Origin of the sequence: Bradyrhizobium sp. 45, assembly GCF_023073155.1 — a bacterium.
In the GTDB taxonomy this organism is placed as follows: domain Bacteria; phylum Pseudomonadota; class Alphaproteobacteria; order Rhizobiales; family Xanthobacteraceae; genus Bradyrhizobium; species Bradyrhizobium canariense_D.
In genome coordinates this window covers 19,697-44,148 of the sequence record NZ_JADPIX010000130.1, presented here as the reverse complement: position 1 = coordinate 44,148, position 24,452 = coordinate 19,697, and the positions used below count along the sequence as shown (strand labels likewise).

Below are 24,452 nucleotides of genomic sequence, written 5' to 3'. Positions count from 1 at the left end.
TTAATCCGAACTGGTCTCAACGTGATGCGGCGAGCGATTTGTCAAGGGTCTGGCGCACGTCTGATCGCACCTCGATGACGACCGGTCCCTTGGTCGTCATCGCCTCTGCGACCGTCGACGGAGCACTCTCCGCGTCCTCGATAATGAATCCCTTCGCGCCGAAGGCACGCGCCAAGGCAGCGAAGTCGGGATTTGAGAGGTCAGTGCCGTAGGGGCGATCTGGAAAGGCTCGCTCCTGGTGCGACCGGATGGTCCCGTAGGACTGGTTATTGGATACGACGATCGTGAGGTTCGCGCCTCTGGCGACGGCCGTCGCAAGCTCATTGCCCGTCATCAGGAAGCCGCCGTCTCCGCAGAAGGCAACCACCTGCCGCTCCGGAAAGCGAAGGCTGGCAGCGAGCCCGGACGGGACCCCACTGCCCATCGCCCCGCAAGCCGAGCCGAGCAGCCGCGCGGTCCGCTCGAGGCTGAAGATGCGATGGACCCATCCGGCGAAATTGCCTGAATCCGTCGTGACGATGCCATCGGGCCTGAAGTGCGCGGCGATCGCCGCCACCGCGTGACCGAAGACGTCCGCCGATGGTACGCCGAACTGAGGCCAACCATGCGTGGCCGTCCGCGCCGCGGCAGCCGCGGAGGACCACTCGGCGCAGGCCCGCGCCGTCGCGGGAGCTGCGAGCATGGCCGACACGAATGCATGCGATCCAGAGACGACCGCGACGTCGGTTCGGACGCGCTTTCCGATCGCATCGGGATCTGGATAGACATGGACCAATGGCTGGCGAGGCTCGGCCTGTCTCGGAAACGCAAAGCCGAGCGAGGACAGATCGCCCAGACGTGTTCCGACAGCAACGACGAGGTCGGCGCGTTCGAGCAGTTTCACATGAGGCTGAGACGTGAAGAACCCGAACTGACCCGCCCACAGCGGGTGAGAGTTCGGGAACTGGTCCTGCATTTTGTTCATAGTGACGACCGGCACGTTCCATTTCTCGGAAAACGCGATCAGATCTTGGCGGAACGATGCCGTCCGGCATTCGCCGCCGACGAGCAGGATCGGCCTCTCCGACGCCGTCAACGCCGCCCTCGCCTGTTCAATGGCCGCAGCACCGGGCTCCGGACGCACAGCTCCGTTGGCTGTGGCCACAATTCCCTCGGCCGGGTCTTCAAGGAGATCTTCCGGCAGTTCGATGGCGACGGGACCTGGCGTTCCCGCATGGGCCACGGCGAACGCGCGGGCCATCATCTCTGGAACGAGATCCGCCGAGTTCAGACGCACCGACCACTTCAGCACGCCATCGAAAGATCGGCCGCAGTCGATCTCCTGCACCGCGTCCCTTGCGAGGTTCGGACGATCGACCTGACCGACCAGCATCACCAGCGGAATCGCCTCCTGCGCCGCGACGTGAAGTCCGAGCGCGGCGTTGAAGGCGCCCGGACCACGGCTCGTCATCACGACGCCTGCGCGCCCTGTGAGTTTGGCGTCAGCGACCGCCGCGAGGCTCGCGCTTCCTTCGTGCCGGCAGGTCACCAGATCGAAATCGTTACGGTCGCGCAGCGCGTCCAGCAGCGCCAGAAAGCTTTCTCCCGGGACGCCGAAGGCCCTGTCCACCCCGTGCGCGACGAGACAGTCCGCGACGAGTTCCGCGACGCGATAGGTCATGCGACGCTCCCGTCCTGCCTGATGGTCAGGGGATCACCCAGCACGCGCAGTGGCGCCTCCGTCCGATCTCGCAGCGCCTCGATCGCGAGGCCGTCGAGTAGGGCCCGAACGGTCAGGCCGTCCTCGGCTACGTCGATGATGCAGAGGTTGGTGAAGATGCGGGTCACCACTCCGCGCGCCGTGAGCGGATATCCACATCGCTCCACGATGCGGGAGCGGCCATCCTTGGTGGTGTGGTCCATCATTACCCAGATCGACTTGGCGCCGACCGCCAGATCGATGGCTCCGCCGATGCCGGGCGGAGACCCGTTGTCACCCGTCGTCCAGTTGGCGAGATCACCACTCTTGGACACCTGAAAGGCGCCGAGCACGGCCACGTCGAGATGACCGCCTCGCATCATCGCGAACGAGAGGCTGGAGTCGAAGTAGGAACCGCCGGTCCGGATCGAGATGGGCATCTTCCCTGCATTGATGAGATCCCAGTCCTCTTCGCCCGCCGCCGGCTTCGGACCTACGTTGAGGACGCCGTTCTCGCTGTGAAGGATCACGCCAGACCCCTCCGGCAGGTAGTCGGCGACGTGCGTCGGGGCGCCGATACCGAGATTGACGAATCCTTCCTGCGGCAGATGAAGTGCGACCATGCGCGCCAGCGCATCGCGTGCAAGCGGTGTCATCGGGAGCTCCTTGCGAAAACGCGATCGACGAAGATGCATGGAGTGACTATGGCTTCCGGATCCAAATCGCCGACGTTGACCACGCGGTCGACTTCCACGGCGACCGTCCGGCCGGCGGTCGCCATCACCGCGCAGTGGTTGCGCGCCGTCTTGTTGTAGGTGACGTTGCCGAGCGTGTCGGCGAGATGACCTTTGACGAAAGCGAAATCTGCATGAAGCGGTAGCTCAAGAATAAATTCGCGCCCGTCGACGACGATCTTCTCCTTGCCGTCAGCGAATACCGTCCCGACGCCGACGGGAGAAAGGAAGCCGCCGAGACCGGCGCCGCCCGCCCGGATGCGCTCCACCAACGTGCCCTGCGGAACGAGTTCGAGCTCGACCGTGCCGGCACGATATTGTTCGGCGAACTGCTTGGCGCTGCGCGGATAGGAGCAGACGATCTTGCGAACGATCCTGGCTTCGAACCACAGCGACAGATCGTCCTCCGTGGAGCCGGCGTTGTTCGATATCAGCGTCAGGTCGCGGACGCCCCGGTCGAGCACCGCCTTGACCACTCCGAGCGGAAGCCCCGCTCCGCCGAACCCGCCCATCATGACGGCGTCGCCGTCCTTGATGCCTTCCACGGCCGCCGCCGCGTCTTCAACCACTACGTTGCGCATCGTAAATCCGCCGTCTCTGCTACGGGATTGATTTGAGGTACGTCGTTGACAGGCCACGGCCCACCCGGTCGAGCAGCATCTCGTTGGTGCCGTCGGCGTAGGCCGCCATCCGGACCTCGGCGAAATGCATGTTCAGGCGGTGGGCTGCGCCGGCGCCCGTCGCGCCGACGATCCGGACGCACTGATCGATGCCCCAAAGCGCGGTGTCGACAGCGAACTTCTTGGCTTGCGCAGCGAGGGCGACCGGATTTCCCCCGGTCTGTATCTGCTCGGCGGCGCGGAAGACGAGCGCGTTCGCGGCCTCAAGCCGGACCGACACCTCCGCCAGCTCCCAGCGCAGGCCCTGATGTTCGGTCAGCGGCTTTCCAAAGGCCTGCCGGCCTTCGCAGTAGTCCACCGCCTCGCACAGCGCCGCATACAGAGTCGCGACGCACATGGCGGCCACGTGAACGCGGGCCGCGTTGACCGACGCCATCGATGCCTTGAGCGCGGCGCCCGGCGCTGCGATCAGACACCAATCGGGAATGAAGTGAGCGTCGAAGGCCACTTCGGCCAGACGGAAGGAACGCGCTCCGGGAACGACGATCTCGGTGCGCTTCACCGTCTCGGCTTGGCCGAAGGGCACGTAAAAGCTGGCGATCTCACCCGCCCCCGCAGCGTCTCGGACGCGGGCCAGGACGATCAGACCACCGACCAGCAGGCCGTCGGTCATCCACGCCTTGGTGCCGCTCAGAGCCCAGCCGCCGTTGACTGGAACCGCGGTGGTGGTCAGGGCGGAGACATCGCTGCCACCGGCTGGCTCCGTCATGGCGGTTGTCAGAAGAAGCTCGCCGCGCAACGCGGGCTGCAGCAGACGCTCGATCTGGATCGACGTACCGGTTTGTGATAGGCGCGTCGCTCCGCCTTGATGGTGGTTCAGGCAGAACGCTGCCGCAAACCCGTGGTGCGACATTTCCTGCGCGACGCGGACTTTGCACAGATAAGACGCTTCCAAGCCACCGTGAGCGCGCTTGGCCTGGAGGCCCAGCATGCCGAGAGCGGCCCACTCGGCGATCCACTTCTGCGGGAACGCGTCACCTGACATGTGCGCGGCGAAGACGCTGTCGGAGAAGGTACCGGCGCAGAACGCCCGCGCCTTCGCCACGTGATCACGCTCTTCGGCGGAGAGATGAACGTCGTACTGGTGATAGAAGTCCACAGGAGATCCTTCGGCGAGCTACTTCTGAAGAGGCGCCCCAATGTCCTTAGCCCACTTATTCCAGTAGGCCTCTTCCTGTCCGACGTCGGCCGTGAAGGTCTCCACCGTCGAACCAGCGATCGGAGTTGCGCCGATCGTCTCCAACTGCTTCAGGAACTCCGGATCGCCCGAAGCCTTGTCGAGGGCGGCGCCAATCTTGGCGACGACGTCGGCCGGAAGGCCCGGCGGACCCGCGATCCCGAACCATGGGGAGATATCGATAGGCTTGCCGCCCGCCTCTTCGATTGTCGGCAGATCCGGGAAGGCCGGTGACCGCTCGGCCGACGTCACCGCTAGCGCCTTGAGGGTGCCGGCCTTGACCTGCTGGCCGATCGTGGCTTCGGTGAAGAAGCCCACCTGCAGGATGCCCGACATGCAATCGACGATCGGTTGATTGCCGCCCGAATAATTGATGAACGTCATCTTCGTATCATAGGCCATGTCGAACAGCGTGCCGCCGACATGGGACGTCGCCCCGAACGTACCGCCGAAGTTTACTTCTCCAGGGTGCGCCTTCAGATAGGCGACCAGTTCCGGAACGCTGGCCACAGGAAATTTCGGGCTCACGACGAGCAGATTCCGCTGCTTCGCGACCTTGCGAATGTAGGTGAAGCCATTCTGCTGATCGTAGCGCACGGACGCATAGAGTGCCTTGGCGCGAGTATTCGAGGACTCCACCGCGACGAGAAGCGTGTACCCGTCGGGCTTCGCGCGGGAGACGTTTGACGCGGCGATCATTCCGCCGGCACCACCATTGTTCTCGACGATGACGGTCTGGTTCAACTCCTTCGAGAGGAGACGGCCGATGACGCGGCCAATGATGTCAGTCGGGCCTCCAGCCGGGAATCCGACGACCAGCTTGATCGTGGTCGAGGGATAGGCATCGGCCGCATCGGCCGGCTCAGCAATAAAGCCGAGACAAAGAATGGCGGCGCCGGCGGCCATCAACGCTCTTTTTCGCAAAGATCGAAACATGCAGCACCTCCCTCGAAGGACGACCCACCTTCAAGCCAAGGACACTTTGTGTCAAGTGTGAAACCATCGTGACCCGACCCAGAGGCGCACATTGAGCGGGCAAACGCTGCGGAAAAAGCGTGCATCAGGCATGCTGCACCACACCTAGGCCAAATGTCGCGCCCGGCAGCCCGACCTTCCAGGGTTGCCAAACCCCATCGTTGTGTTCTAGACGATCGGTCTACAGAGAACACAAAATGGCGAAATCTACAGACAACCACCGCAATGGGCAGGGCCGAAATCAAGTCGGCTATGCGCCGACCCGCGACGTTCTGATCCGCTGCGGAATGGAGGTGATGACCCAACAAGGTTTTGCAGCTACGGGCCTGGACGCGCTGCTGCGCCGCGCCACCGTGCCAAAGGGTTCGTTCTACCACTACTTCGAAAGCAAGGCCGACTACGGCCGCGAAATCATGAAGGCCTACGACTCCTTCTTCCGACACAAGCTGGACCGCGCCCTGGACGACGGAAGGCTTGCGCCGTTGGCGCGCATGCGAGCTTTCGTCGAAGGCGCCAAAGCGGGCATGGCGAAATACAGCTATACGCGCGGCTGCCTCGTCGGAAACCTCAGCCAAGAGGTCGAAGCGCTGCCCGACGATTACAGGTCCGCCTTGGACGAGATCGTCAAAGGATGGCAGCGGAAGGTGGCGCGTTGCCTGGAACGCGCATACGAGGCTGGCGAGATCGGCAGCGCGGACTGCGATGCCCTGGCTGAGTTTTTCTGGATCGGCTGGGAGGGAGCGGTGATGCGGGCGCGCCTCGTCAAGAACGGCCTCCCGCTCGATACCTTCATCGCCGGTTTCGTCGCCGGCCTGCCGCGTCCGGACGAGCCGAAGGCCAGGTCCAGAAGAAAATCGTGAAGAGGAGTTCGAGTTGTTCAAAGCCGTGTTGATCGAGAAGGACGAGCGGGGATATCGCGCCGACGTCGCTGAATTACCGGACAGCCGCCTCCCCGACGGTGAGGTGACGATCGAAGTCGAGTTCAGCACGCTGAACTACAAGGATGGACTCGCGATTACCGGCAAGGGCCCGATCGTGAGATCCTTCCCGCTGGTGCCCGGGATCGACTTCGCTGGCGTGGTGTCGTCGAGCTCCGACCCGACCTTCACGCCGGGGGACCGGGTAGTTCTCAACGGCTGGGGTGTCGGCGAACAACATTGGGGCGGCCTGGCGCAGCGAGCAAAGGTCAAGGCCGATTGGTTGATCAAGCTGCCGCCCTCGATGCCTTCCCGCCGCGCGATGATCATCGGTACCGCGGGCTATACCGCGATGCTGTCGGTCGTAGCCCTCGAGAAGTATGGCATCCGTCCAGGCGCGGGCGACGTGCTGGTGACCGGGGCCGGCGGAGGCGTCGGCAGCATCGCAATCATGCTTCTCCACAAGCTCGGTTTCCGCGTCGTGGCTTCGACCGGCCGACCGGACGAGGAGCCCTATCTCAAGAGCCTGGGTGCTGCCGAGATCATCGACCGGTCACAATTGTCACAGCCCGGCAAGCCGCTGCAGAAGGAACGATGGATCGCCGCGATCGACTCGGTAGGCAGCCATACGCTCGCCAATGTTTGCGCCGGAATCAAACCGGACGGAGCGGTCGCCGCGTGCGGCATGGCGCAAGGATTGGAATTTCCCGCAAGCGTCGCCCCCTTCATCCTGCGAGGAGTGGCGCTGTTCGGCATCAACAGCGTGACCCGCTCGAAGGCAGAACGCGTCGAAGCCTGGGATCGTCTCGCTTCCTTGCTAACCGAAGCCGATCTGGAGAAGACGGCGGTCGAGATCGGTCTGAATGAGGTCGTCGCCGCGGCTCGCGGCCTGATGAGTGGCCAAGTGCGCGGGCGCACCGTCGTCAACGTCAATAGATGACATCGTCCGAAAAGTAGAGCGATGCGGCCGTGGCGGTCCGCCTCGGGGCAAATCTGAAAGCAATGACCGCTCGTCCAAAAATGGGAGATCCCCAAACATGGCTGCTTCGGAAGGAATTGGAACGGATGAACCTGCGTTCGGGTTCTCGACGCGAGCGATCCACCATGGGTATGACCCTGCCCATCACTCTCGCGCGGTATCCCATCCCATTCATATGACCTCGACCTTCGCCTTCGACAGCGTCGCCGAATTAGATGCGGTGGCCGCATTGGGGGGCAAACTGTATGTCGGGAGTTCAATCCGACGACCGCATTGCTGGAATCCCATTTGGCAAACTTGGAGGGTGCCGAAGACGCCGTCGTACTGGCCTCGGGAATGGCCGCGTTCGGCGCCCTGGTACTTTCGCTCCTATCCCAAGATGACGAACTCATCGTCCATCGGACCTTATATTCGAATACGACGACCATGACAGAACAGGGCTTGCCGCGCTTCGGCATAAAGACCATCCCTGTCGATCTCAATGACCCCGCCAATCTGGATACTGTTCTCACATCTCGCAGTAGAGCCATCTACTTTGAGACGCCGGTCAATCCCACAGGAGACGTGCTCGACATCGAAGCCATTGCGCAACGTGCTCGGCGGGCCGGCCTCTTGGTCATCGTCGACGGCACATTTGCATCTCCCGCACTGCAGAGGCCTCTCCAATGGGCGGACATCGTGCTCCACTCCCTTACCAAGTATATCAGCGGGCATGGAGACGTTCTCGGAGGGGCTCTGCTGGGACGGACCGAGTTGATCGACAAAATACGTGATCGCGGCTTGCGCTACATCACCGGTGCCGTCATGTCGCCGATGGTTTCTTCTCTGATTTTGCGCGGGATCAAGACGCTTCCTCTTCGAATGGACCGCCACGGGTCCAACGCACTTGCGATTGCGCGCATGCTCGATGCCCACTCGGCGGTAGAGTGGGTGAATTATCCATTTCTGCCGTCCCATCCGCGGCATGCAATCGCAAAGAGACAAATGTCAGCGGGCTCTGGAATGCTGTCCTTTGGTCTACGCGGGGGTTTTGATGCCGCCCGCTGTTTTCTCGACCACCTCAAGCTCATTACGCTTGCCGTCAGTCTCGGAGATGCTGAAACGCTTATCATGCATCCCGCGAGCCTGGTTCATGCCCGGCGCGCCGTTCGTCCCGAAGCGCGCCTGCAAAGGGGAGTCGGAGATGACCTGATTCGCCTCTCGGTTGGTCTGGAAGACGAGGCAGATTTGCTCGGCGACCTTGAGCAGTCCCTGAATCGTCTCTAGGTCGCCCGCAACGAACGTAAGTCAAGGAGAGGGCAAAGATGATTGCGTCGCCGCCAGGACTCGAGCCCGCCAGTAAGAGGCCTCGACTTGGAAGTTTAGCAACTCGCTGTTGGTGACGGCCGTATTCCTGACCGTCTGTTTCGGAGTGTCAGCCTGGCGCATCTCGGACGAGAGGGACGTCGGAAACCGCCGGTCAAATCCCGCACCAGTCCTTTGGTTTGAAGCCGGCCGCTCAATAGGAACATTTCGACATCCAGAGAGTCGCATGCCCATAAAGCCTCCCTCAGACCAATGGATAAAGCGGTTGCCTATGCGATCTCGGTATTCATCGCCGTCCTCGGCGTCGGGATCTTTATTGCCGGTATCGGCTCCAGCTCGCCAGCCTTATGGACGTGCCTTGCGGTCGTTCTCATTTCGATTGGTCTAGTGAGTGCCTTTGGCGACTGTTAACGAGCGTCCGGCGCGCGGGCCTTGGAACAAAGCTCATTTGGCTCCATTGCAATTCCATGAAATGGCTGATCGGCGTCGTCTTGGCCGTCCTGGTCTGTGTAGGAATCTATGGCGGATCGGCTTTCGTTTCGCTGGTGGGTTTGGTTTCCGCCGTCCGGGGTGACGATATTGCGAAAATCGTGGCTCGGACGGATATGCCCCGCGTCCGCCATTCCATCGTTGACCAGGTGATGACGGCCTACCTGGACCGGCTCGGACAAAAACGCCTGCTGCGACCGATCGAGCGAATAGCCATCAACGCATTTGGTGCAACGAATCGCTGATGATCTGGCAGCCAAGCTCATGACGCCGGAAAACCTGTCGCTACTTCTGAAAAGCGGGCCTGTTCGCAACGCGGCGGAGAACTTCACTTTCGGAACGATGTGGTCACTGGCCGAGTTCGACATCTCGAACATCTTTGCCTTGGCCGGACGGATCACCTTTGTGAAGCCCGTCGAGTCTGCATTGCGGCTTGGGGGAGGCCAGGAGGCAGGCAGCATCAGCATGCATCTTGAAGGGCCAACTTGGAAGCTTTCTGGCAGCGGGCTGCCACCGAAGGTTCTCACCAACATCGTGGACCGGCTCCCGGCGATGAGGCTTGCGACGAAGCGCTTTCGGAATCTCGTTCGGGTGGCCGGTCTGCTCGGTGGACCAGTCCTTCAAGGTCTCCGTGGCACCCCGCTTCTATCCGGTCACCCGCTCCGACGGCGTCTGCAGACCCGCCTCAATGGCCGGGATGTCCGTCTCGGCCCAGGCGATGCACCTCCGAAAGCCCTTGCTGGCATTCAGGTCGATGCCACCGTGCCGACCTATCTTTAGATCTCATTCCGTTGCGATAAGGAGCGGTCAGCAGCAACTGGAATATGGCTCGAGAAGCCATGTAACGCGCTGCGGACCGGCTTCTCTCCCTTCCGACCAACAAAAGGTTTCCGGATGGACTCGAAACAGACCACCGCCAGCCGCGGCCGCGCCGATCAATCCAAAGATCAAAGAGAGCAAAATCGCCAACTCTCATGGCGCGAGCACCCCGAAATAAGGACCTGGAAATAGACAAGACACATTACAAATCTGACAGCCCAACTTTCGGCTAATGTCGGGTTTCCAAGGCGTGATACCATTTGAAAAAAGTAGAAGGTTAAGCGTCCGTCTACTCGACGATCTCCGGTAGTGATCTATATAGAATGCGACCGCCCGTGCGCATCGCGTATCCGAGATGCTTCCAGGCTTGCTCCGAGCTGCTCCACTGAAGGCGTGAATCGAATGTCACCTTCCTCTACGGACAAGATCGCGCTCTTCATCGATGGAGCCAATCTCTACGCGACGGCGAAAACTCTCGGCTTCGACATCGATTACAAGCGCCTGCTGAATGAGTTTCAGAGCCGCGGGACGCTGACGCGAGCGTTCTATTACACCGCCATCATCGAGGATCAGGAGTACTCCTCGATCCGACCGCTGATCGATTGGCTCGACTACAACGGCTACACCGTGGTCACCAAGGCGACCAAGGAGTTCATCGACGCCTCCGGCCGCCGCAAGGTCAAGGGCAACATGGACATCGAGCTCGCCGTGGATGCCATGGAACTCGCCGAGCACATCGACCAGATGGTGCTGTTCTCGGGTGACGGCGACTTCCGCTCCCTGGTCGAGGCGGTTCAGCGTCGGGGCGTGCGGGTCACGGTGATTTCCACTATCGCCAGCCAGCCGCCGATGATCGCCGACGAACTGCGCCGCCAGGCTGACGTCTTCACGGACCTCGTCGAGCTGCAGTCCAAGCTCGGCCGCGATCCGTCCGAACGCCCCGCTCCGCGTGACCGCGAAGCGCGTGCACACCTGCCGAAATTCTTGCAAGAGCCGAAAGGAAACGACCCACACGATTAGACTGCTAAGGCGCGCGTGTTTCGATCAATTTGAGCAGGTTAATCACGATCGATTTCAGAAGAAAAAACGCCGCCTGCTTGAATAATCGCAGGCGGCGGCTTCCCAGCCCCGGGGGATGAGCAAAATCCCGGTGGCAAGTCCCGAGCATAAGTCGTGCCAAGAATTGGCATCGGTTCTGACTTTCTATGTCAGCGCCCAGGCATCCCCCTTGCTAGGTCGCCCACTGGAGCGTTCTTTTCATGCAGAGCATCGGGTATTCCCCTTCTGATCAAAGCCACATCTAGCGCACGTCCAGTTTGAAACGATCCATCCCTTCTTGGACGGCACTGGTCGCCTTGGCCGCCTGCTCATCACCTTCCTGCTCTGCGAAGCGGGCGCGCTCAAGGAGCCAGAGCTTTATCTCAGCCTCTATTTCAAGGTTTCAAGGCTCACCGGAAGCGGTACTACGAACTCCTCCAGAGCGTCCGCGAGACCGGCGATTGGCATAGCTGGATTTTGTTTTTCCTTGAAGGCCTTGTCGAAACCGCTACGCAGGCAACTGACACCGCCGGCCAACTTCTGGACTTGTTCGAGAAGGACCGGCGAGCCACATCGGCACTCGGCCGGCCTGCAGCATCGTCGCTACGTGAGCACGAACTGCTAAAGAAGCGTCCGCTTCTTTCCGTCCCTGCAACCACAAAGGACCTTAGTCTTTCAAGGCCCACTGTAGCTAAGCCGATTGAGCATCTTGCAAACCAGGCATCCTCCGAGAAATCACTGCGAAGTAGCGGCGCCGTGTCCATGCTTCGGCTCGTCCTTGCCAAGTTCACCGAGTTGTTAGCGCGCGTCGGGTCTTTCTTTGGCTGCGGTCGGTCGACCTCAAAATGCCCATCATCCTGCGCAATTGCGCAATATTGATCACAAGCTGATCTGGAAGGCGCGAGCCTACCACAGGGTTATGCAGATTCCTGCGGCCTACGCCGAATGGATACGTTTGGAGTAAGCAGCGTTTGGAAATAAATCGGCCCGTCGCAGGACATCAGCTACTTAACACTGAATTCGATCGTCATCCTGTCGGCAATGGATGCCAGCGGTTTAATCTGGTCTCCCCACCGGGTCCACAGACCAGAGTTTCAATTTCTAGCACGGAGGGGTGCAAGCTCACCCAAGGATTGCGGCCGTCACTTTGCAATGCCTTTAAAACTTGACCCGGGGTCCTTCCTCACCGCGTTACCGTCGGAACATACCGTGCATCATACCTCCGAAAAGCTGCCCCGGACCTGCAAACGCTCCGCCACCGCCCCCACCGCCGCCACCGCCACCGCTCCGGCGCGCTCGCCGGGCGGGCTTGTCCTCGGAAGGTTCGTCGCTGCTTCCCGAGTTGCTCGCAACAATCTCCCCAAGTAACGCCTTGTGCTGGAGCTTGTTGAGATAGCCGGTCGAGGGATAGCCGCGGGCGGCCTGCCATCGTTTGAGGACCGAGCGGGTATCTCCGTTGAATGCACCAGTGACCTTGTTGTCAAACCCGAGCCCGTTGAGGCGACGCTGCACGTCGCGGCGTTGACCCTTGTCGAGGCCGATCTGATCCTCGGTGAGCTGGCTGGCATCATCGGTGAAGGTAGCAGGATCGACACCGGAGGTAAGGTTACGGGCTGTGGTCGACGGGCCGTTCTCGATGGCAGCGAGCCGCGCCAGCGCCAACGCCCTGAACTGACCGTTTGGATATGCCGAAATATATGCGTTGAGTTCTTCGGGCTTGTTGGTCTCTTTCACCGAGCGCCAGTACTCAAGCTCGATGCCGTCGGAATGACTGCTGGTGCTGGCGGCCGGTGCGCTGGTGGAAGTGCTCGGTGCGGCGTTGGCGAGCTGAGTCTGCTGCGCTGGATTGAGGTAGACGGCACCGATCAGGTTGGTGTGGCCCCAGGGAAGCTGACCTTTTTGCGTTTCCTCGTTGACCTGCGCGCGGACTGAGGTCATCGCCTGCTGGATCTCGACCCCCGGCTTGGCGATGTTGTCGACCAGCGCGCGGGTGAAGGGGCTATTGTTGCCCTCCTGGCCGTCGAGCGCTGTCTGGCCTGGGCCAGTTGCAAACGCGATCAGAGTGCCTTCGCCGGACTTCATTTCGGCCAAGCCACTCTGCACGTTGACGCTGCGGGTGGTTGAGTTGGCTTTGATCTTGGCGGCGAAAGGATTGTCTCGGCAGGCATCGAGAAACACCAACTTCACTTTGGCGTCGCTCATGGTTTGCTCAAGGGTCAGGTCGATGTTGATGGCCGCGCCAAGCTTGACGTCCATCTCGGACTTGATGTCGGCATCGACGGGCAGCAAATAGTTGCTGCCGTCAACCGCGATGCCGTGGCCGGCATAGTAAAACACGGCGACGTCAGAGCCTTGTGTTTTGTGGCCAAAGTCCAGCAGCTTCGCCGTCATCTGATCACGGCTGAGGTTCGAGCCTTCGATGACCTCGAAGCCGACTTTGCGCAGCGTCGCCGCCATCGCCTTGGCGTCGATCGGAGGGTTGGGCAGTGGCGTCACGTGCCTGTAGGCGCCGTTGCCGACGACGAAGGCGACGCGCTTCTCAGCAAGGGCTGCATTCGTGCTCGCTAGAAGAGCTGCTGCCGTTAATGTTGCAATTAAAAAGCGCATGAATGTTGCAAATAGAAAGCCCATGATCTTGTCTCCTGGCTTGCCCGCAAATGCTGCTCCATTCCCGCCAACTGGACAGTTGAGTGCAATACTGAACCGATCCCGGAGAGCGGATTGTGATCTAGATCACGCCGGTATCGTGGGCCTTGATCGAACTGGCTTGCGCGCTCTCCCAGACCTGCAAGCTTATTCTTCGTGAACGCGGCCGCCAAGGGCCAAGCTCAAGGGAGAGCGGTGCTGAAGCCAATGCGAACGTCGCCCAATCGAAAACTAATTGTTGTGTGCGTGACGTGGGTCACAGTCTGGCTCCAGGATGCATCTATGCTGACCACAGCAACTGAACATTGTTACCAGGGAATACGATCATGACGCGTTTTCATCGGCTTTCTGCAATCAAGGCGATTACGCTCGGTGCTGCATTCTCGATGACAGCAGGATTTGCGCTCGCCGGGGAGGTCAACGTCTCGGCCGAGCAGATCTTCTCTGCCCTGAAGCCGAAACCGCTGACCCGCAGCCTTTCTGTTTCTCCGCAAGCGGACCCGTCTGCAAAGGCGCACACAGATGCCGTCCTGGACACCGTTCGTAACCGCAAGACCCGCTCCCTGTCGTCGAGTGAACGCGAGGAGATCGCGGAGATCGACTCGACCAAGCCAAATATCGATCTGGAGATCAAGTTTGACTTCAACTCAGCCGCCATCAGTCCGGTCTCCCTGACCTCCGTCGAGGCGCTGGGGAAGGCCCTCTCGGATCCGAGCCTGAAAGGTTCCGTTTTTGTGGTCGCCGGGCACACCGATGCGATTGGCAGTGATGCCTTCAATCAGGATCTTTCGGAGCGACGAGCCGACGCCATCAAACGCTATTTGGTCGAGCACTACAGTATCTCCGGCAGCGATCTCGTTACCGTCGGCTATGGCGAGACTAGGCTGAAGGATTCAGATCATCCCGACGCTGCGGTCAACCGCCGGGTCCAGGTCGTCAATATGGAAACGAAGACCGCTTCAAAATGAAATGTCTCAGTCTGATCGAGATTTCGACCAGCTAGACAGGCGGCTTCGGGGTCGCTCCGTCCTCTCGGCGTGAGTGGCCAGCTTGCACCACAAAAGTTCATTTGGGAGATTTCGCATGAAAACGACCCCTGCCAGGTTAGCGATCGCAACTATGCTTCTTGCCGCAATCTATGCCCAAGGCCGTGCGGAAGATGCTGTGCTTCCTGCGCCTCCGGCAACGCCTGCCGCGAGCGCGCCCGCTGCAGACGCTAACACTCCGCCCCCGAGCGGATCGCCACCAGCCTCGGTGCCGCGCCCGTCGCTGGTGCCAAACACCACCGATACAGCCTCCGAAAAGCCGATCATCACGGCAGCGCGTCCCTACCGACGGCATGTTATACCGCCGCTCCCAACGCTATGCCTATTGGGAGCCGTTTCCGCTTTATTTGCCGCACGTTTTCCACCAGCGGGTCCATTGGTCGCGGGCTTGTAGCGGCTGGAACTCCAAGCTCGGGAAGGTCGGCACCACGATCGCCATTGGCAGGTTCAGGGAGATTGCGATCGAGAGCGGCAAATAGGCCCTGCAAAGTGCCGTGCTGCTGCTCGGCCGTCATTTCGACCAACAGCTGAGCGACTTCGCGCTGCCGCAGGAGAGTGTTGCCGAGCTCAAATCCCACGCAATCGAGGCGCCGGACATCTTCCGCAGCGAGATGGGCACTTATGGTGTACGAAGTGCTGCGCCCCACGGATGTCGGTGTTCCCTCCTCTCGACCTAGGAGCGATATTCTCAGTGATTTCCATTCAAGCGCCGCATTGCAGAGGCGCACGACGAAGCACGTAGCTGGACGGCAACTTGGTCAGGTGTGCTGCTGATGATGCTTGGTGGCTTCTCAATCCTAAGCTCGAGCCGCACGCTTCGGCGCGCGGTGAGATTACGCCAGTGAGGTAGCGCAATAGCTAGGCACGTACGCGTGTCGCCGCGCGATCGATGAATTCCAGGTATAGCCGAATTGCCACACGTACAAAGGTTCCGCCCGCCCACACTTAGTTTGCCCACCGCCTTAGACGGACATTCGATTACGATGACGGTCCCCGTTGGGATCGGATTGCGGAATGCGGTACAAAGCATTCGTGGTGGACAGCAGCCGACAAGTGATCTGCGTGGCGAAGCTCGACTGCATTGACGAGCAGGCGGCGCGGCGTCGAGCCGAGCAAATGCATGCCGAGCACGACGTTGAGCTTTGGCAAGGCGATCGATTTGTTGCTGTGTTCCGAGGTGCAACGACGAACGACAATCAGGGTGAAGGCGGGATCCTGAATAGACGGCCGGTCTCGCGGCCGAGTTGACGTTCGAACATTGTGAGGCACGCCGGCTGGCGCAGGTTTGCCGACATGTCGCAGGGCCACAGTCGGCGGGGCTCGCTACTGCGCGATGAAGGCGCCCGTCTTCCTCCAAATAATGGCAGATGCGAGGATGAATCGCGCGAGTGAGCCAACGCGAGCCACCCTTCGGACCCGGCGGTCCTAAGCGGCTCTTACTCTGCTGCCGGCTTTGGTACGCCGTCTTCTGCCGATTGCTCTCGCTTCTACATATCGGAGCTTACTTCGAAGCGTCTCCACCTCTCTAAGCTCCGCCACAAGCGCTTGGAGTTCATTCAGAACAGCACAAGTATAAATCTGACGCATACTGGCCATGATCGGCCTAAAATTAAAATTGAGCTAAGAAGTCGATGTAAACGAGAAAGGACGAAAAATCGCTCGGCCAACCCCTCAGTGAGCCAAAGCCGCAGCCGCCAGATGCTCCCAGTACTCTGCCTCAGCGAGCAGTTTCCAGCTTCTCTCAGATTGGTGTGCGGCACTCTGCCGGCAAAGCAACGCCATTGCGCGAAAGCGGCGGGCAGCTTCCATTCTAACCTCCCATGGTTTCCTAAACATATTTTCAGTTGTGTGATGGAGTCATCATGATTATCGGCCATAATCAAACTTTATGGTTCAACGGCAGTCAATATTAGCGTCCCGCAACGAAGCTGACCGGCACTGGTTTCAGTTTGGTTTCACCTCAGTTTCGGATGCTACTTGCTAGGGCTTTGTTGCGCGCTAAAGCCCCCCGGCATCATCGCGCGCGTGCCGAGGAGCCGCGGAATGCAACACGATCATGCGAAGCTCGCCAGCAAGCAGCGCAATGTCAGAATCCGAACCGACCGGCCGGGAAGACTATTCTCTAGTTCGTCCGTTCCTGAGAACCGAACCATATTGGCGATCAGCCCGGCGCAAATGCCGGGCTTATTCGCCGCGCTGGTCTCCGGGGCCACGTGCGCCGGCACGGAGCTTGTACGAATGACTGGAGCGAGCCACGGGGCTCACTCCTCAAGCAGGCTATCATTTCCCTTGAGCCTAGGGTGGTCTCACGCTCCGGGACCTGCTCCGCGCGATAGCGCGCCTCGCGCGCGGCAGGGCGTTCGGACGGGTCGCGGCCGAGCTTGGACTGCAGCTCGCCGACGTCGGTGAAGACGTCGTCCTGCCGGCGCAGTTCGTCGGCGATCATCGGCGATCGTGGAAATCACGGTGACCCGCACGCCGCGGCGCTGAACGGCCTCGACGAGGGAACGGAAGTCGCCGTCACCCGAGAACAGCACCATCTGGTCGATGTGCTCAGCGAGCTCCATGACGTTCACGGCGAGCTCGATGTCCATGTTACCCTTGACCTTGCGGCGGCCGGAGGCGTCGATGAACTCCTCGGTCGCCTTGGTGACGGCGGTGTAGCCGTTGTAATCGAGCCAGTCTCGATCAGGGGGCGATCGAGGAGTACTCCTGATCCTCGATGATCGCGGTGTAGTAGAACGCCCTAAGCAGCGTTCCGCGGCTCTGAAACTCCCTCAGCAGGCGCTTGTAATCGATGAGCCGAGAGTTTTCGCCGTCGCGTAGAGATTGGCTCGATCGAAGAAGAGCGCAACCGTGCTAGGAGATGACATGACCCATGCCTCTGTAAAGCGAGGCCATGCCGCGGGCTCAGCGCACATTACCGGAGGCGGCACGTACAGAAGCGCATGCGATACCTAGGAATCATGAGCCTTCAAAAAGATAAATTCGGTAGACCTCCCGGCAGGGTCAGCCTTCCGGTATTCTCGCCCTGCTCGCAATTTTGTGCAGCGCAATGGCTGGCCAACTCACCCGTGCCCACAATCCTTGAAGCACCGACAAGACAGCGAGCCGCATTCGCGCGGCCCTCCTCACTTGTTAGCCTCCTTCATCGTCATCGTCAGCGACTCTGTCCTCGTCTTCGACCTCCTCGTCAACGTTGGCTTCTACTTCATTCTCATCCTTGAACGACCTCTAGGGGCCACCGATCGTCCTCCAATCCCGTTCAGCTTTCTTAAGAGTGGTTCAAGCCCGTCTGAACGGCTTCGTGTAGCCTCAACCTGCTTTCGAGGCTGATCGGCGGCGCAGTTTCTTGGTCCTTTTGTGCGGTCGGCTCTTTTTGTTTGCAGCCTTGGCCTCCAGGTCGTGCGGATCGTGCCAATGACGAGGAGTAAGGTTGCGAAGCCGTGGAAGAGCGGCTTGCTTTGGTGTGGGTCCCGGCAATCAGCTTGCTCTTCACTGCCGGGCCGAACGTACGCGACATCCAGGCACTCAAGGGCATTCGGCATGTCCAGTTTGATTGCACCATGACAACTTCGATCGAGGGCGGCGGTGCGGCATTCTTGGCGGCTGCAGCAACAGCGCCTAGTCCAGCCACTCCAAGCATGACCATCCTAATCACGTGGCGGATCCATGGGGCAGGATTGACCCGCCTAGTTGCGTTGCCTAGACTACTTCTGACATGTTCACCGGGACGTGTAATGGCCAATTCTTCGGATCCCGCGCGACGACGTTGGTCTGATCTCACCGTGCTCGGGCTGATGCGCGCCGGCACCGCACCTCTCACGCAATCATTTGCCGTCTCGCTCGCAGCGCTTGGACATAACGCGCAAGCTGCCTTCGTCCGTCTTTTCGACAACGGCTACCATCCCAACGCATCCGGAGAACACACTCGCCGGCTGGAAGGGATCTCAGTTCGCAATCTTTCCGTTCGATATGGTGATAGATACGCGCTTGAGAGCTTGACTGGCGAGTTTGGGCCCGCGAGCCTCACTGCCGTCGTCGGCCCAAACGGCGCCGGGAAGAGCTCGCTCCTGAAAGCGCTCGCCGGGATCCTTAGGCCTGCCATCGGTCAGGTCACTTGCGCCGCTGCTGAGTGGCATCGCCTGGCGTATCTCCCGCAGCGGGATGAACTCGACCGCGGCTTTCCGATCACGGTCGCCGAACTCGTGGCGCTGGGCGATTGGCGCGATTTTGGTGCGCTCCGCAAGCCGCCCCGGCGCCTCGCGGCGAGCGTCTACGAAGCAATCGCGGCCGTCGGCCTCTCAAGCCTCGCAGATCAGCAAATCTCTGAACTTTCCGTTGGCCACTTCCAGCGGGCTCTGTTTGCACGGCTGCTCCTGCAGGACGCCGACGTCATCTTGCTCGATGAGCCCTTCGCCTCGCTCGACGAGAACACGACCCAGGATCTGCTGCCTATCCTACAACGTTGGCGGACAGAAGGACGCACCGTCGTCGCGGTGCTGCATGATCTCGACCAGGTACGCCGATATTTCCCCTCGACCCTTCTGCTGGCGCGTTCGCCCATCGCATGGGGGGAAACCTCGGTTTCGCTTTCGGTCGACAATCTTGCGCGAGCAAAGCAAGCGCTAAATCCGCCAGAGAGCGCGCACATCGGATTGGTCGCGTGAGTGGACAGATCCTAGGCGTTTTGATCGATCCATTCGCGTCATTCGGATTCATGCGAATCGCACTCGTCGCGTGCTTCGCGCTCGCTTTGGCAAATGGGCCAATGGGTACACTTCTGCTCATGCGCCGCGAGAGCCTGGACGGAAACGTATTGTCGCATGCCGTCATGCCTGGCGCTGCGCTCGGCTTTCTTTACGCTGGCTATTCCCTGGCCGCTCTGACAATCGGGGGTCTGCTAACCGGGCTTGCGGTTGCGGCCCTCGCCGCACTTTCGGCAGGCTCGAGGTGGCAGCGCCAAGACTCAAACTTGATCGCCTTCTATCTGATATGTCTCTCATTCGGCGTCCTGATCGTCGCCGCACGCAGCAGCCAAGCCGACTTGGTGCACGTTCTTTTCGGCACGGTGCTTGCGGTCGACGTGAAGGCGTTGCTGCTAATGGCCAGCATCAGCAGCGCGACCATGCTCGTTGTGGCTGCGCTCTATCGACCCCTGGTGGTGGAATCCTTCGACCCCGCTTTCCTACGCGCTGTCGGGGGTGGCGGCGGCGCATTCCGCGCGATTTTCGTCACGCTCGTGGTTCTCAATCTCGTCGCCAGTTTCCAGGCCTTTGGCACGTTGCTTGCGATTGGCCCGATGCTGCTGCCCGCCGCCGCGGCGCGCTGCTGGACAAACAAAGTATTCCCGATGATTGTCCTTGCGACGGTCTTGGGAATGGCTGCGGCGCTTGTCGGGCTCCTCATTTCCTACTACGCGAATCTGCCCTCGGGGCCTGTCATTGTGATCAGCGCGGGAGTGATCTACGGCATGTCGCTGCTGGCGGCTGGCCGAACATGGCTTAAACCCGAGGGCCTTAGGAAAAAGCCATGAAAAGCGATCTTTCAATCCGCGCTCGGTTCCGCGTTGTTCTTGCCAGCGTTTCGATATTGCTCGGCGCCAGCACGGCCGGCGCGGAAGACAGGATCAAGGTAGTGGCGACATTCAGCGTGATCGGTGACATGGTCGCCAATGTTGCCGGCGATAAGGTCGATCTTGTCACCCTGGTCGGGCCCGCCGGCGACACCGAACGTTTCAAGCCGTCACTCGCCGACGGCAAAAATGTCGCCGAAGCCAAGATCGTCTTCATGAACGATCTCAATGACCAGTTCGAACCCTGGCTCGAGCCCCTGCTGAAACAGGTCAAGTTCAGCGGTGCCAAAATCATCGTCAGCAGGGGCGCGAAGACACATACTTCGACGGAGGAACGCGGACCGCGCAGCAAATTTGGGGAGGAAGAGATCGACCAGCACGCCTGGCTCGACCCGAAGAACGGTGTCATCTACGTCCGGAACATCGCAACCGCCCTGGCAAAAAGCGATCCAGGCAATGCCGCGGAATATCGTGCGCGCGCGGATGCCTACATCAAGGAATTGCAGGCTGTCGACGCCTGGGCCAAGGCCGAGATCGCCGCGTTGCCGGCCGCAAAGCGGCGTGTTCTGGCCTCGCACGATTCGTTGCAATATCTGGCGAAGGCCTACGGCATTACGCTGCTGTCCATCAATGGTTGGACCAACAACAGCGAGCCGTCCGCGGCCGAGCTGGCGCGACTCACCCGACAGATCCAGCAGGAGGGCATACACGCGCTGTTCCTCGACAGCATCACCGATCCGCGCGCCATGCAGCAAGTGGCCAAGGAGACCGGAGCCTCGATTGGCGGTACTCTCTACGGTGACGCCCTTTCCAAGCCAGGCGAGGAAGCCGACACTTATCTGAAGATGCTCCGTCATGATGTGACGGCGCTCAAAGCCGGCATGATGAAGAACTGACGGAAATGGATGTCCCCCAACGGTCGCCTTTCCGCGGAGCATTGCTTGCTAGCGCGCGTTCCCGCCTAACGGTGGCAGGTGCGGTGGTCGTATCCCTTTGGATCGCGGTGTTATGGGCCAGTCTGTCAGAACCCACCCGCAAGGCTGAAGCGCCAACGACCTCTCAAGTAGTCAATGCGTTGCGGCTGGTCGTCGCCTCCGGACAGGCCGCGCCCGGTGGCGGCAGCTTCGACCGATTCGACGTCGGCTCGCAGCCGATCGTTGCGCCCGTCAACAGTCGAGGCCAAATTGCGTTTTACGCAAGCCTCGCGCGGGCGAAGGCGGCCGAGGGTATTTTCCTTGCAACCGCCTCGGGGATTACGAAGGCGGCGGCGGTGGGCGATGCGGTGCCGGGAGGTGGCGTGCTGTCCGAATTTGCGCGGCATCCACTTCCCGCGTTGAATGATGCCGGCAAGATTGCATTCGGTGCGAGTGTTGCCGGAGCGCGTGCCAACGAGGGGATTTTTCTGGTTGTGGAAGGCCGCCTTAAAGTGATTGCGCTGAGCGGGACGGACGCGCCGGGTGTGCGAAGCGGCACGTTTGCAGAATTCGATACGCCGGTGCTCAACAATCGCGATGAAATCGCTTTTGTGGGAACGGTCAGGCGAGGCCGGGAAACGCTGCAGGTCTTGTATCTGTATAGCGGGGGCGCATTGCGTAAGCTCGTGGCGAGCGGCGACGTAGCCCCGCGCGGCGGTACTTTTGATCGTTTCGGTCTACCGGCAATCAACAACAAGGGAGTGGTTGCCTTCCCCGCGGTCGTTGAGCACGGGGCGATTTTGGGCGGAATTTTTGTCGTCGGCGCCAGCGGTTTGAACGTTCTTGTGGGCGCGGGAGAGACCGCCCCCGGGGGCCAGATGCTGGTACGTTTTTCTGAGCGGGCTGCGATCGATGATGACGACAACGTAGCCTTCGTCGCCCATCTTGGCTCGAGCGCCGCATCCGAGGCGCTACTGGTTGCGAATGCAGGCGGTTTGACACAATTGGCGGTCACGGGCGAACCGGCGCCCGGCGGCGGTCGCTTTTCCGCCTTCGGCCCTTGGCCGAATTTCGGCCGAGACGGCACCATTGCGTTCGTGGCTGGCGTCGACGACGCGCCTGGTCCCCTCGGTATTTACATCGGAGGCGCCGGAGCCATTCGGCGGGTCGCGATGGTGGGAGACCGTCTTGCCAACGGTGCCTTCCTTCCCGCCCTCGCGCTCAATTCCGTCACCTCGGCAGGATCAGACGGCAGCTTGACATTCGCCACCATGACCAATCCGGAGCAGGGCCGCAATGGCATCTACTATTATGGACCGCCGGGGAGCTGAGGTCAGTTCATGTCAACCGGCGGATATTCGGCAAATACATTCTTCGCCGAAATCAGGACATGTTTGGTGAAAATCTGCGGCGGCACCTGCTCGCCTCGCAGCATCCGCAAGGCGATTGGAAGGATCTCGTAGCCATAGCGGTCGAAAAAATAGGCGACCGACCCCAGAATGACACTTCCGCGATTGGCGGGATCAATCTCCTTCTTTTCGCTGGCGCCGCCATGAATGCTGCGATCAGCACCCTGGCTAACGATGACGCAGTCGCTCATGCGCCCCGCCGTTTCGACCGCAGATTTGGCGGCGAGCGCTGAGGCATCGTCGAGTGCGGCAACAAGTATTTTGCGCCGGGTTTGAGTGGCTAGAAATTTAGCGAGCACGCTCCCGGCGCGAACCGAATGACCGGCACTATCCAATTGCACCGGCGAAAGGTCGGGCAGTTCCTGCCGCAACCCTTCCGTCAAACCCCGAACGCGCGCGGCGATGGCACCGCCCGGATCGGAGACATCGCCGAGGAGTGCTGCGACCATGCTCTGATCCGGCCAGGTCTCTTTCGCGAATTTGCCGAGGGCTTGGCCGGCGATCCGGCCTGCCGCGATATTATCGGCGGTATAGAGCGGCGCGCCTGGAATTGAATAATTCACCGCAAGGACGGGAATGCCCGCCGTTTTCAGTTGGCGTCCGATTTCGGCATTTGCTTTCGCATCTGAATTATATTCGATCAGCAAGTCGACGTTTTTGGAGACGGCATCACGTGCGTTGACGACCGCCTTGTCGGCGTCGCCGCCATTGTCGTAGTAGATCATGTCCAAGGGCAAGCTTCGCGAGGCGAGCTCAAAGCTGCGGCGGATCTCCGCGCCGGTGAAGCCGAGACCATCGATCCGCGTGCCTGGCTCCTCGTTCAAATTAGCAAAGGCCACTCGGAAGCGTCGAGATTGCGCGTCGGCAGCGCGGTTAGCTGAAATTACAGCGAGGGTGGCCAACAAGAATCGACGGCGTCCCATCCGAAACGCCGTGATGGGGCCTTGTTCGCTCCACCCTGCCCCAGGCACGCTACCGGATTGCATCGATATTGACGAAGGTGCCGGTCGTGCCAACCGCCTTCGGCACGGTCATAGAGAGGAAGAAGGTCGCACGCTTGCTGCTCGCCGCCTCAGCGGCGATCAAATCCGTGCGAACGTTCTCGATGATGTGGATGCCATTATCCGTCAGCAGGATCGCGTGGACGGGAAAGGCTTCCATCGCATCCTCGCTAGGGATCACCTCAACCGCCCACGTGTCGCTTCCGACCAACACCACCTTTTGATCGGCAAGCCATTGGGCAGCGGCTTTGCTAATTCCTGGCTCCGACTTATTGTAATTGGCGTTCTGCGCGGGGAATTGATTGAATAGGTCGCCCCAACCGGTATGTACAAAAACGGCATCCCCGTCACGCAGGGTGACGTTGTACATTTTCAAACCAGCCTGAATGTCGGCATCGGTGATCACCGTGCCGCCGTCGAGACATGGCATTCGGCATGCGGCATTGGTTTGCAGTTTTCCCGCGTCCTGGAACACCTTGACCATGTCAATGATCACGCCGCGCGTCGCAAAAGTCTTGAGGTTTTCAAGCCCCAGCTTCTTCAAGCCATTCTGGGTGACGAACTTACCCATCGGCGTCTGATTGTAGTAGCAATCCATGATGCCGATGTGGCCCATGCCGTCGATATGCGTACCGACATGGCTTTGGCTGAGATAGGTGTCTTCCATATAGGTCAGTTTGTTTTTGCCGTATTCGGCACCGGGCACGAGCGAGGCGGTCGTCAGCATTGTCTTGGTGAAGCGGGTACCGAACAGAGGCACGCCGTCAACCAGATTGTAGGCCATGGGAACGACAGCGCCGGTTTGGATTTCCGCAGCCGCGGCCTTTGTCACAGCGGGAGTAATGCGATTGGTCGCTCCGATCTGATCGTCTGGACCGAACGGAGAAGGTTTTACCAGAGTCTTGCAATCGCTCTGAGCGTTAGCGATGCCAAAAGTGCCTAAGAGCGCCAATGCCGACAATGCGATGCCAATGATCACGCTGTACTTCATGGTCGCCTCCTTAAGATCTGCAGTTCAGCTGGACTGCTTGGAAGTGCACGATCATGGCAGCCCCAGCGCGCGGTTTCAA

General features: G+C 60.5%; 20 protein-coding genes and 1 pseudogene. 12 read left to right on the top strand and 9 right to left on the bottom strand.

Going from position 1 to position 24,452, the window contains the following annotated elements; all coding sequences use genetic code 11:
- Positions 1–16 precede the first annotated feature (16 nt).
- From IVB42_RS28925 to IVB42_RS28905, 5 genes are read right to left on the bottom strand one after another with little or no spacing between them, the layout of a single operon-like run.
- Entirely contained in the window at positions 17–1,660 is a 1,644-nt protein-coding gene (locus IVB42_RS28925) for a thiamine pyrophosphate-dependent enzyme (protein ID WP_247471531.1), read from the bottom strand.
- Positions 1,657–2,334, bottom strand: coding sequence for a 3-oxoacid CoA-transferase subunit B (locus IVB42_RS28920; RefSeq protein ID WP_247337895.1), 678 nt, complete (start codon positions 2,332–2,334; stop codon positions 1,657–1,659). Before IVB42_RS28920 ends, IVB42_RS28925 begins: the two co-directional genes overlap by 4 nt.
- Positions 2,331–2,993 carry a 3-oxoacid CoA-transferase subunit A gene (locus IVB42_RS28915; protein ID WP_018456527.1) on the bottom strand — a complete coding sequence of 221 codons (663 nt, stop codon included), beginning with the start codon at positions 2,991–2,993 and terminating at the stop codon, positions 2,331–2,333. The genes IVB42_RS28920 and IVB42_RS28915 overlap by 4 nt, the downstream gene beginning before the upstream one ends.
- 19 nt (positions 2,994–3,012) lie before the next feature.
- Positions 3,013–4,191, bottom strand: a complete 1,179-nt coding sequence (locus IVB42_RS42350; protein WP_247471529.1) for an acyl-CoA dehydrogenase family protein — start codon at positions 4,189–4,191, stop codon at positions 3,013–3,015.
- 18 nt (positions 4,192–4,209) lie between these two features.
- Complete coding sequence (locus tag IVB42_RS28905; RefSeq protein ID WP_247442312.1) at positions 4,210–5,205, bottom strand: tripartite tricarboxylate transporter substrate binding protein; 996 nt, start codon at positions 5,203–5,205, stop codon at positions 4,210–4,212.
- 236 nt (positions 5,206–5,441) lie between these two features.
- Here IVB42_RS28905 and IVB42_RS28900 point away from each other — a divergent pair, with 236 nt between their 5' ends.
- The 6 genes from IVB42_RS28900 (at position 5,442) to IVB42_RS28875 (ending at position 10,773) form a co-directional block, all read left to right on the top strand.
- Positions 5,442–6,104, top strand: a complete 663-nt coding sequence (locus IVB42_RS28900; RefSeq protein ID WP_247367219.1) for a TetR/AcrR family transcriptional regulator — start codon at positions 5,442–5,444, stop codon at positions 6,102–6,104.
- A 13-nt stretch (positions 6,105–6,117) separates the two neighbouring features.
- On the top strand, positions 6,118–7,101 hold the full coding sequence (locus tag IVB42_RS28895; protein WP_247471526.1) for an MDR family oxidoreductase: 984 nt from the start codon (positions 6,118–6,120) through the stop codon (positions 7,099–7,101).
- A gap of 327 nt (positions 7,102–7,428) precedes the next feature.
- The gene (locus tag IVB42_RS28890; protein WP_345947053.1) at positions 7,429–8,406 is read left to right on the top strand and encodes an aminotransferase class I/II-fold pyridoxal phosphate-dependent enzyme; all 978 of its coding nucleotides are present in this window, start codon (positions 7,429–7,431) and stop codon (positions 8,404–8,406) included.
- Positions 8,407–8,912: 506 nt separating this feature from the next.
- Entirely contained in the window at positions 8,913–9,179 is a 267-nt protein-coding gene (locus tag IVB42_RS28885) for a DUF2939 domain-containing protein (protein ID WP_247376622.1), read from the top strand.
- A 19-nt stretch (positions 9,180–9,198) separates the two neighbouring features.
- Complete coding sequence (locus tag IVB42_RS28880) at positions 9,199–9,714, top strand: hypothetical protein (RefSeq protein ID WP_247367233.1); 516 nt, start codon at positions 9,199–9,201, stop codon at positions 9,712–9,714.
- A 441-nt stretch (positions 9,715–10,155) separates the two neighbouring features.
- Entirely contained in the window at positions 10,156–10,773 is a 618-nt protein-coding gene (locus IVB42_RS28875) for an NYN domain-containing protein (RefSeq protein WP_247471523.1), read from the top strand.
- Between the two features lie 1,209 nt (positions 10,774–11,982).
- On the opposite strand, the gene IVB42_RS28870 is transcribed toward IVB42_RS28875, so the two are convergent.
- Positions 11,983–13,398, bottom strand: a complete 1,416-nt coding sequence (locus IVB42_RS28870; RefSeq protein ID WP_247471605.1) for a caspase family protein — start codon at positions 13,396–13,398, stop codon at positions 11,983–11,985.
- Positions 13,399–13,763: 365 nt separating this feature from the next.
- Here IVB42_RS28870 and IVB42_RS28865 point away from each other — a divergent pair, with 365 nt between their 5' ends.
- Positions 13,764–14,405 carry an OmpA family protein gene (locus IVB42_RS28865; RefSeq protein WP_247452599.1) on the top strand — a complete coding sequence of 214 codons (642 nt, stop codon included), beginning with the start codon at positions 13,764–13,766 and terminating at the stop codon, positions 14,403–14,405.
- Between the two features lie 1,092 nt (positions 14,406–15,497).
- Complete coding sequence (locus IVB42_RS28860) at positions 15,498–15,731, top strand: hypothetical protein (RefSeq protein WP_247452600.1); 234 nt, start codon at positions 15,498–15,500, stop codon at positions 15,729–15,731.
- Between the two features lie 1,081 nt (positions 15,732–16,812).
- Here IVB42_RS28860 and IVB42_RS28855 read toward each other — a convergent pair.
- A pseudogene (locus IVB42_RS28855) lies at positions 16,813–17,356 on the bottom strand (NYN domain-containing protein); the annotation flags it as partial.
- A 915-nt stretch (positions 17,357–18,271) separates the two neighbouring features.
- Between IVB42_RS28855 and IVB42_RS28850 the strand changes: the two are divergent.
- From IVB42_RS28850 to IVB42_RS28835, 4 genes are all read left to right on the top strand, one after another.
- A complete protein-coding gene (locus IVB42_RS28850; RefSeq protein ID WP_247452601.1) occupies positions 18,272–19,153 on the top strand; it encodes a metal ABC transporter ATP-binding protein in 882 nt (293 codons plus the stop codon).
- Positions 19,154–19,203: 50 nt separating this feature from the next.
- Positions 19,204–20,019 carry a metal ABC transporter permease gene (locus IVB42_RS28845; RefSeq protein ID WP_247367300.1) on the top strand — a complete coding sequence of 272 codons (816 nt, stop codon included), beginning with the start codon at positions 19,204–19,206 and terminating at the stop codon, positions 20,017–20,019.
- Positions 20,016–20,954, top strand: a complete 939-nt coding sequence (locus tag IVB42_RS28840) for a zinc ABC transporter substrate-binding protein (RefSeq protein ID WP_247471518.1) — start codon at positions 20,016–20,018, stop codon at positions 20,952–20,954. Before IVB42_RS28845 ends, IVB42_RS28840 begins: the two co-directional genes overlap by 4 nt.
- Before the next feature lie 83 nt (positions 20,955–21,037).
- The gene (locus tag IVB42_RS28835; protein ID WP_247371399.1) at positions 21,038–22,303 is read left to right on the top strand and encodes a choice-of-anchor tandem repeat NxxGxxAF-containing protein; all 1,266 of its coding nucleotides are present in this window, start codon (positions 21,038–21,040) and stop codon (positions 22,301–22,303) included.
- 2 nt (positions 22,304–22,305) lie between these two features.
- On the opposite strand, the gene IVB42_RS28830 is transcribed toward IVB42_RS28835, so the two are convergent.
- Both IVB42_RS28830 and IVB42_RS28825 read right to left on the bottom strand, forming a co-directional pair.
- Positions 22,306–23,286, bottom strand: coding sequence for a substrate-binding domain-containing protein (locus IVB42_RS28830; RefSeq protein WP_247471515.1), 981 nt, complete (start codon positions 23,284–23,286; stop codon positions 22,306–22,308).
- 67 nt (positions 23,287–23,353) lie between these two features.
- On the bottom strand, positions 23,354–24,373 hold the full coding sequence (locus IVB42_RS28825) for a cyclase family protein (RefSeq protein WP_247375535.1): 1,020 nt from the start codon (positions 24,371–24,373) through the stop codon (positions 23,354–23,356).
- Between the last annotated feature and the right edge of the window lie 79 nt (positions 24,374–24,452).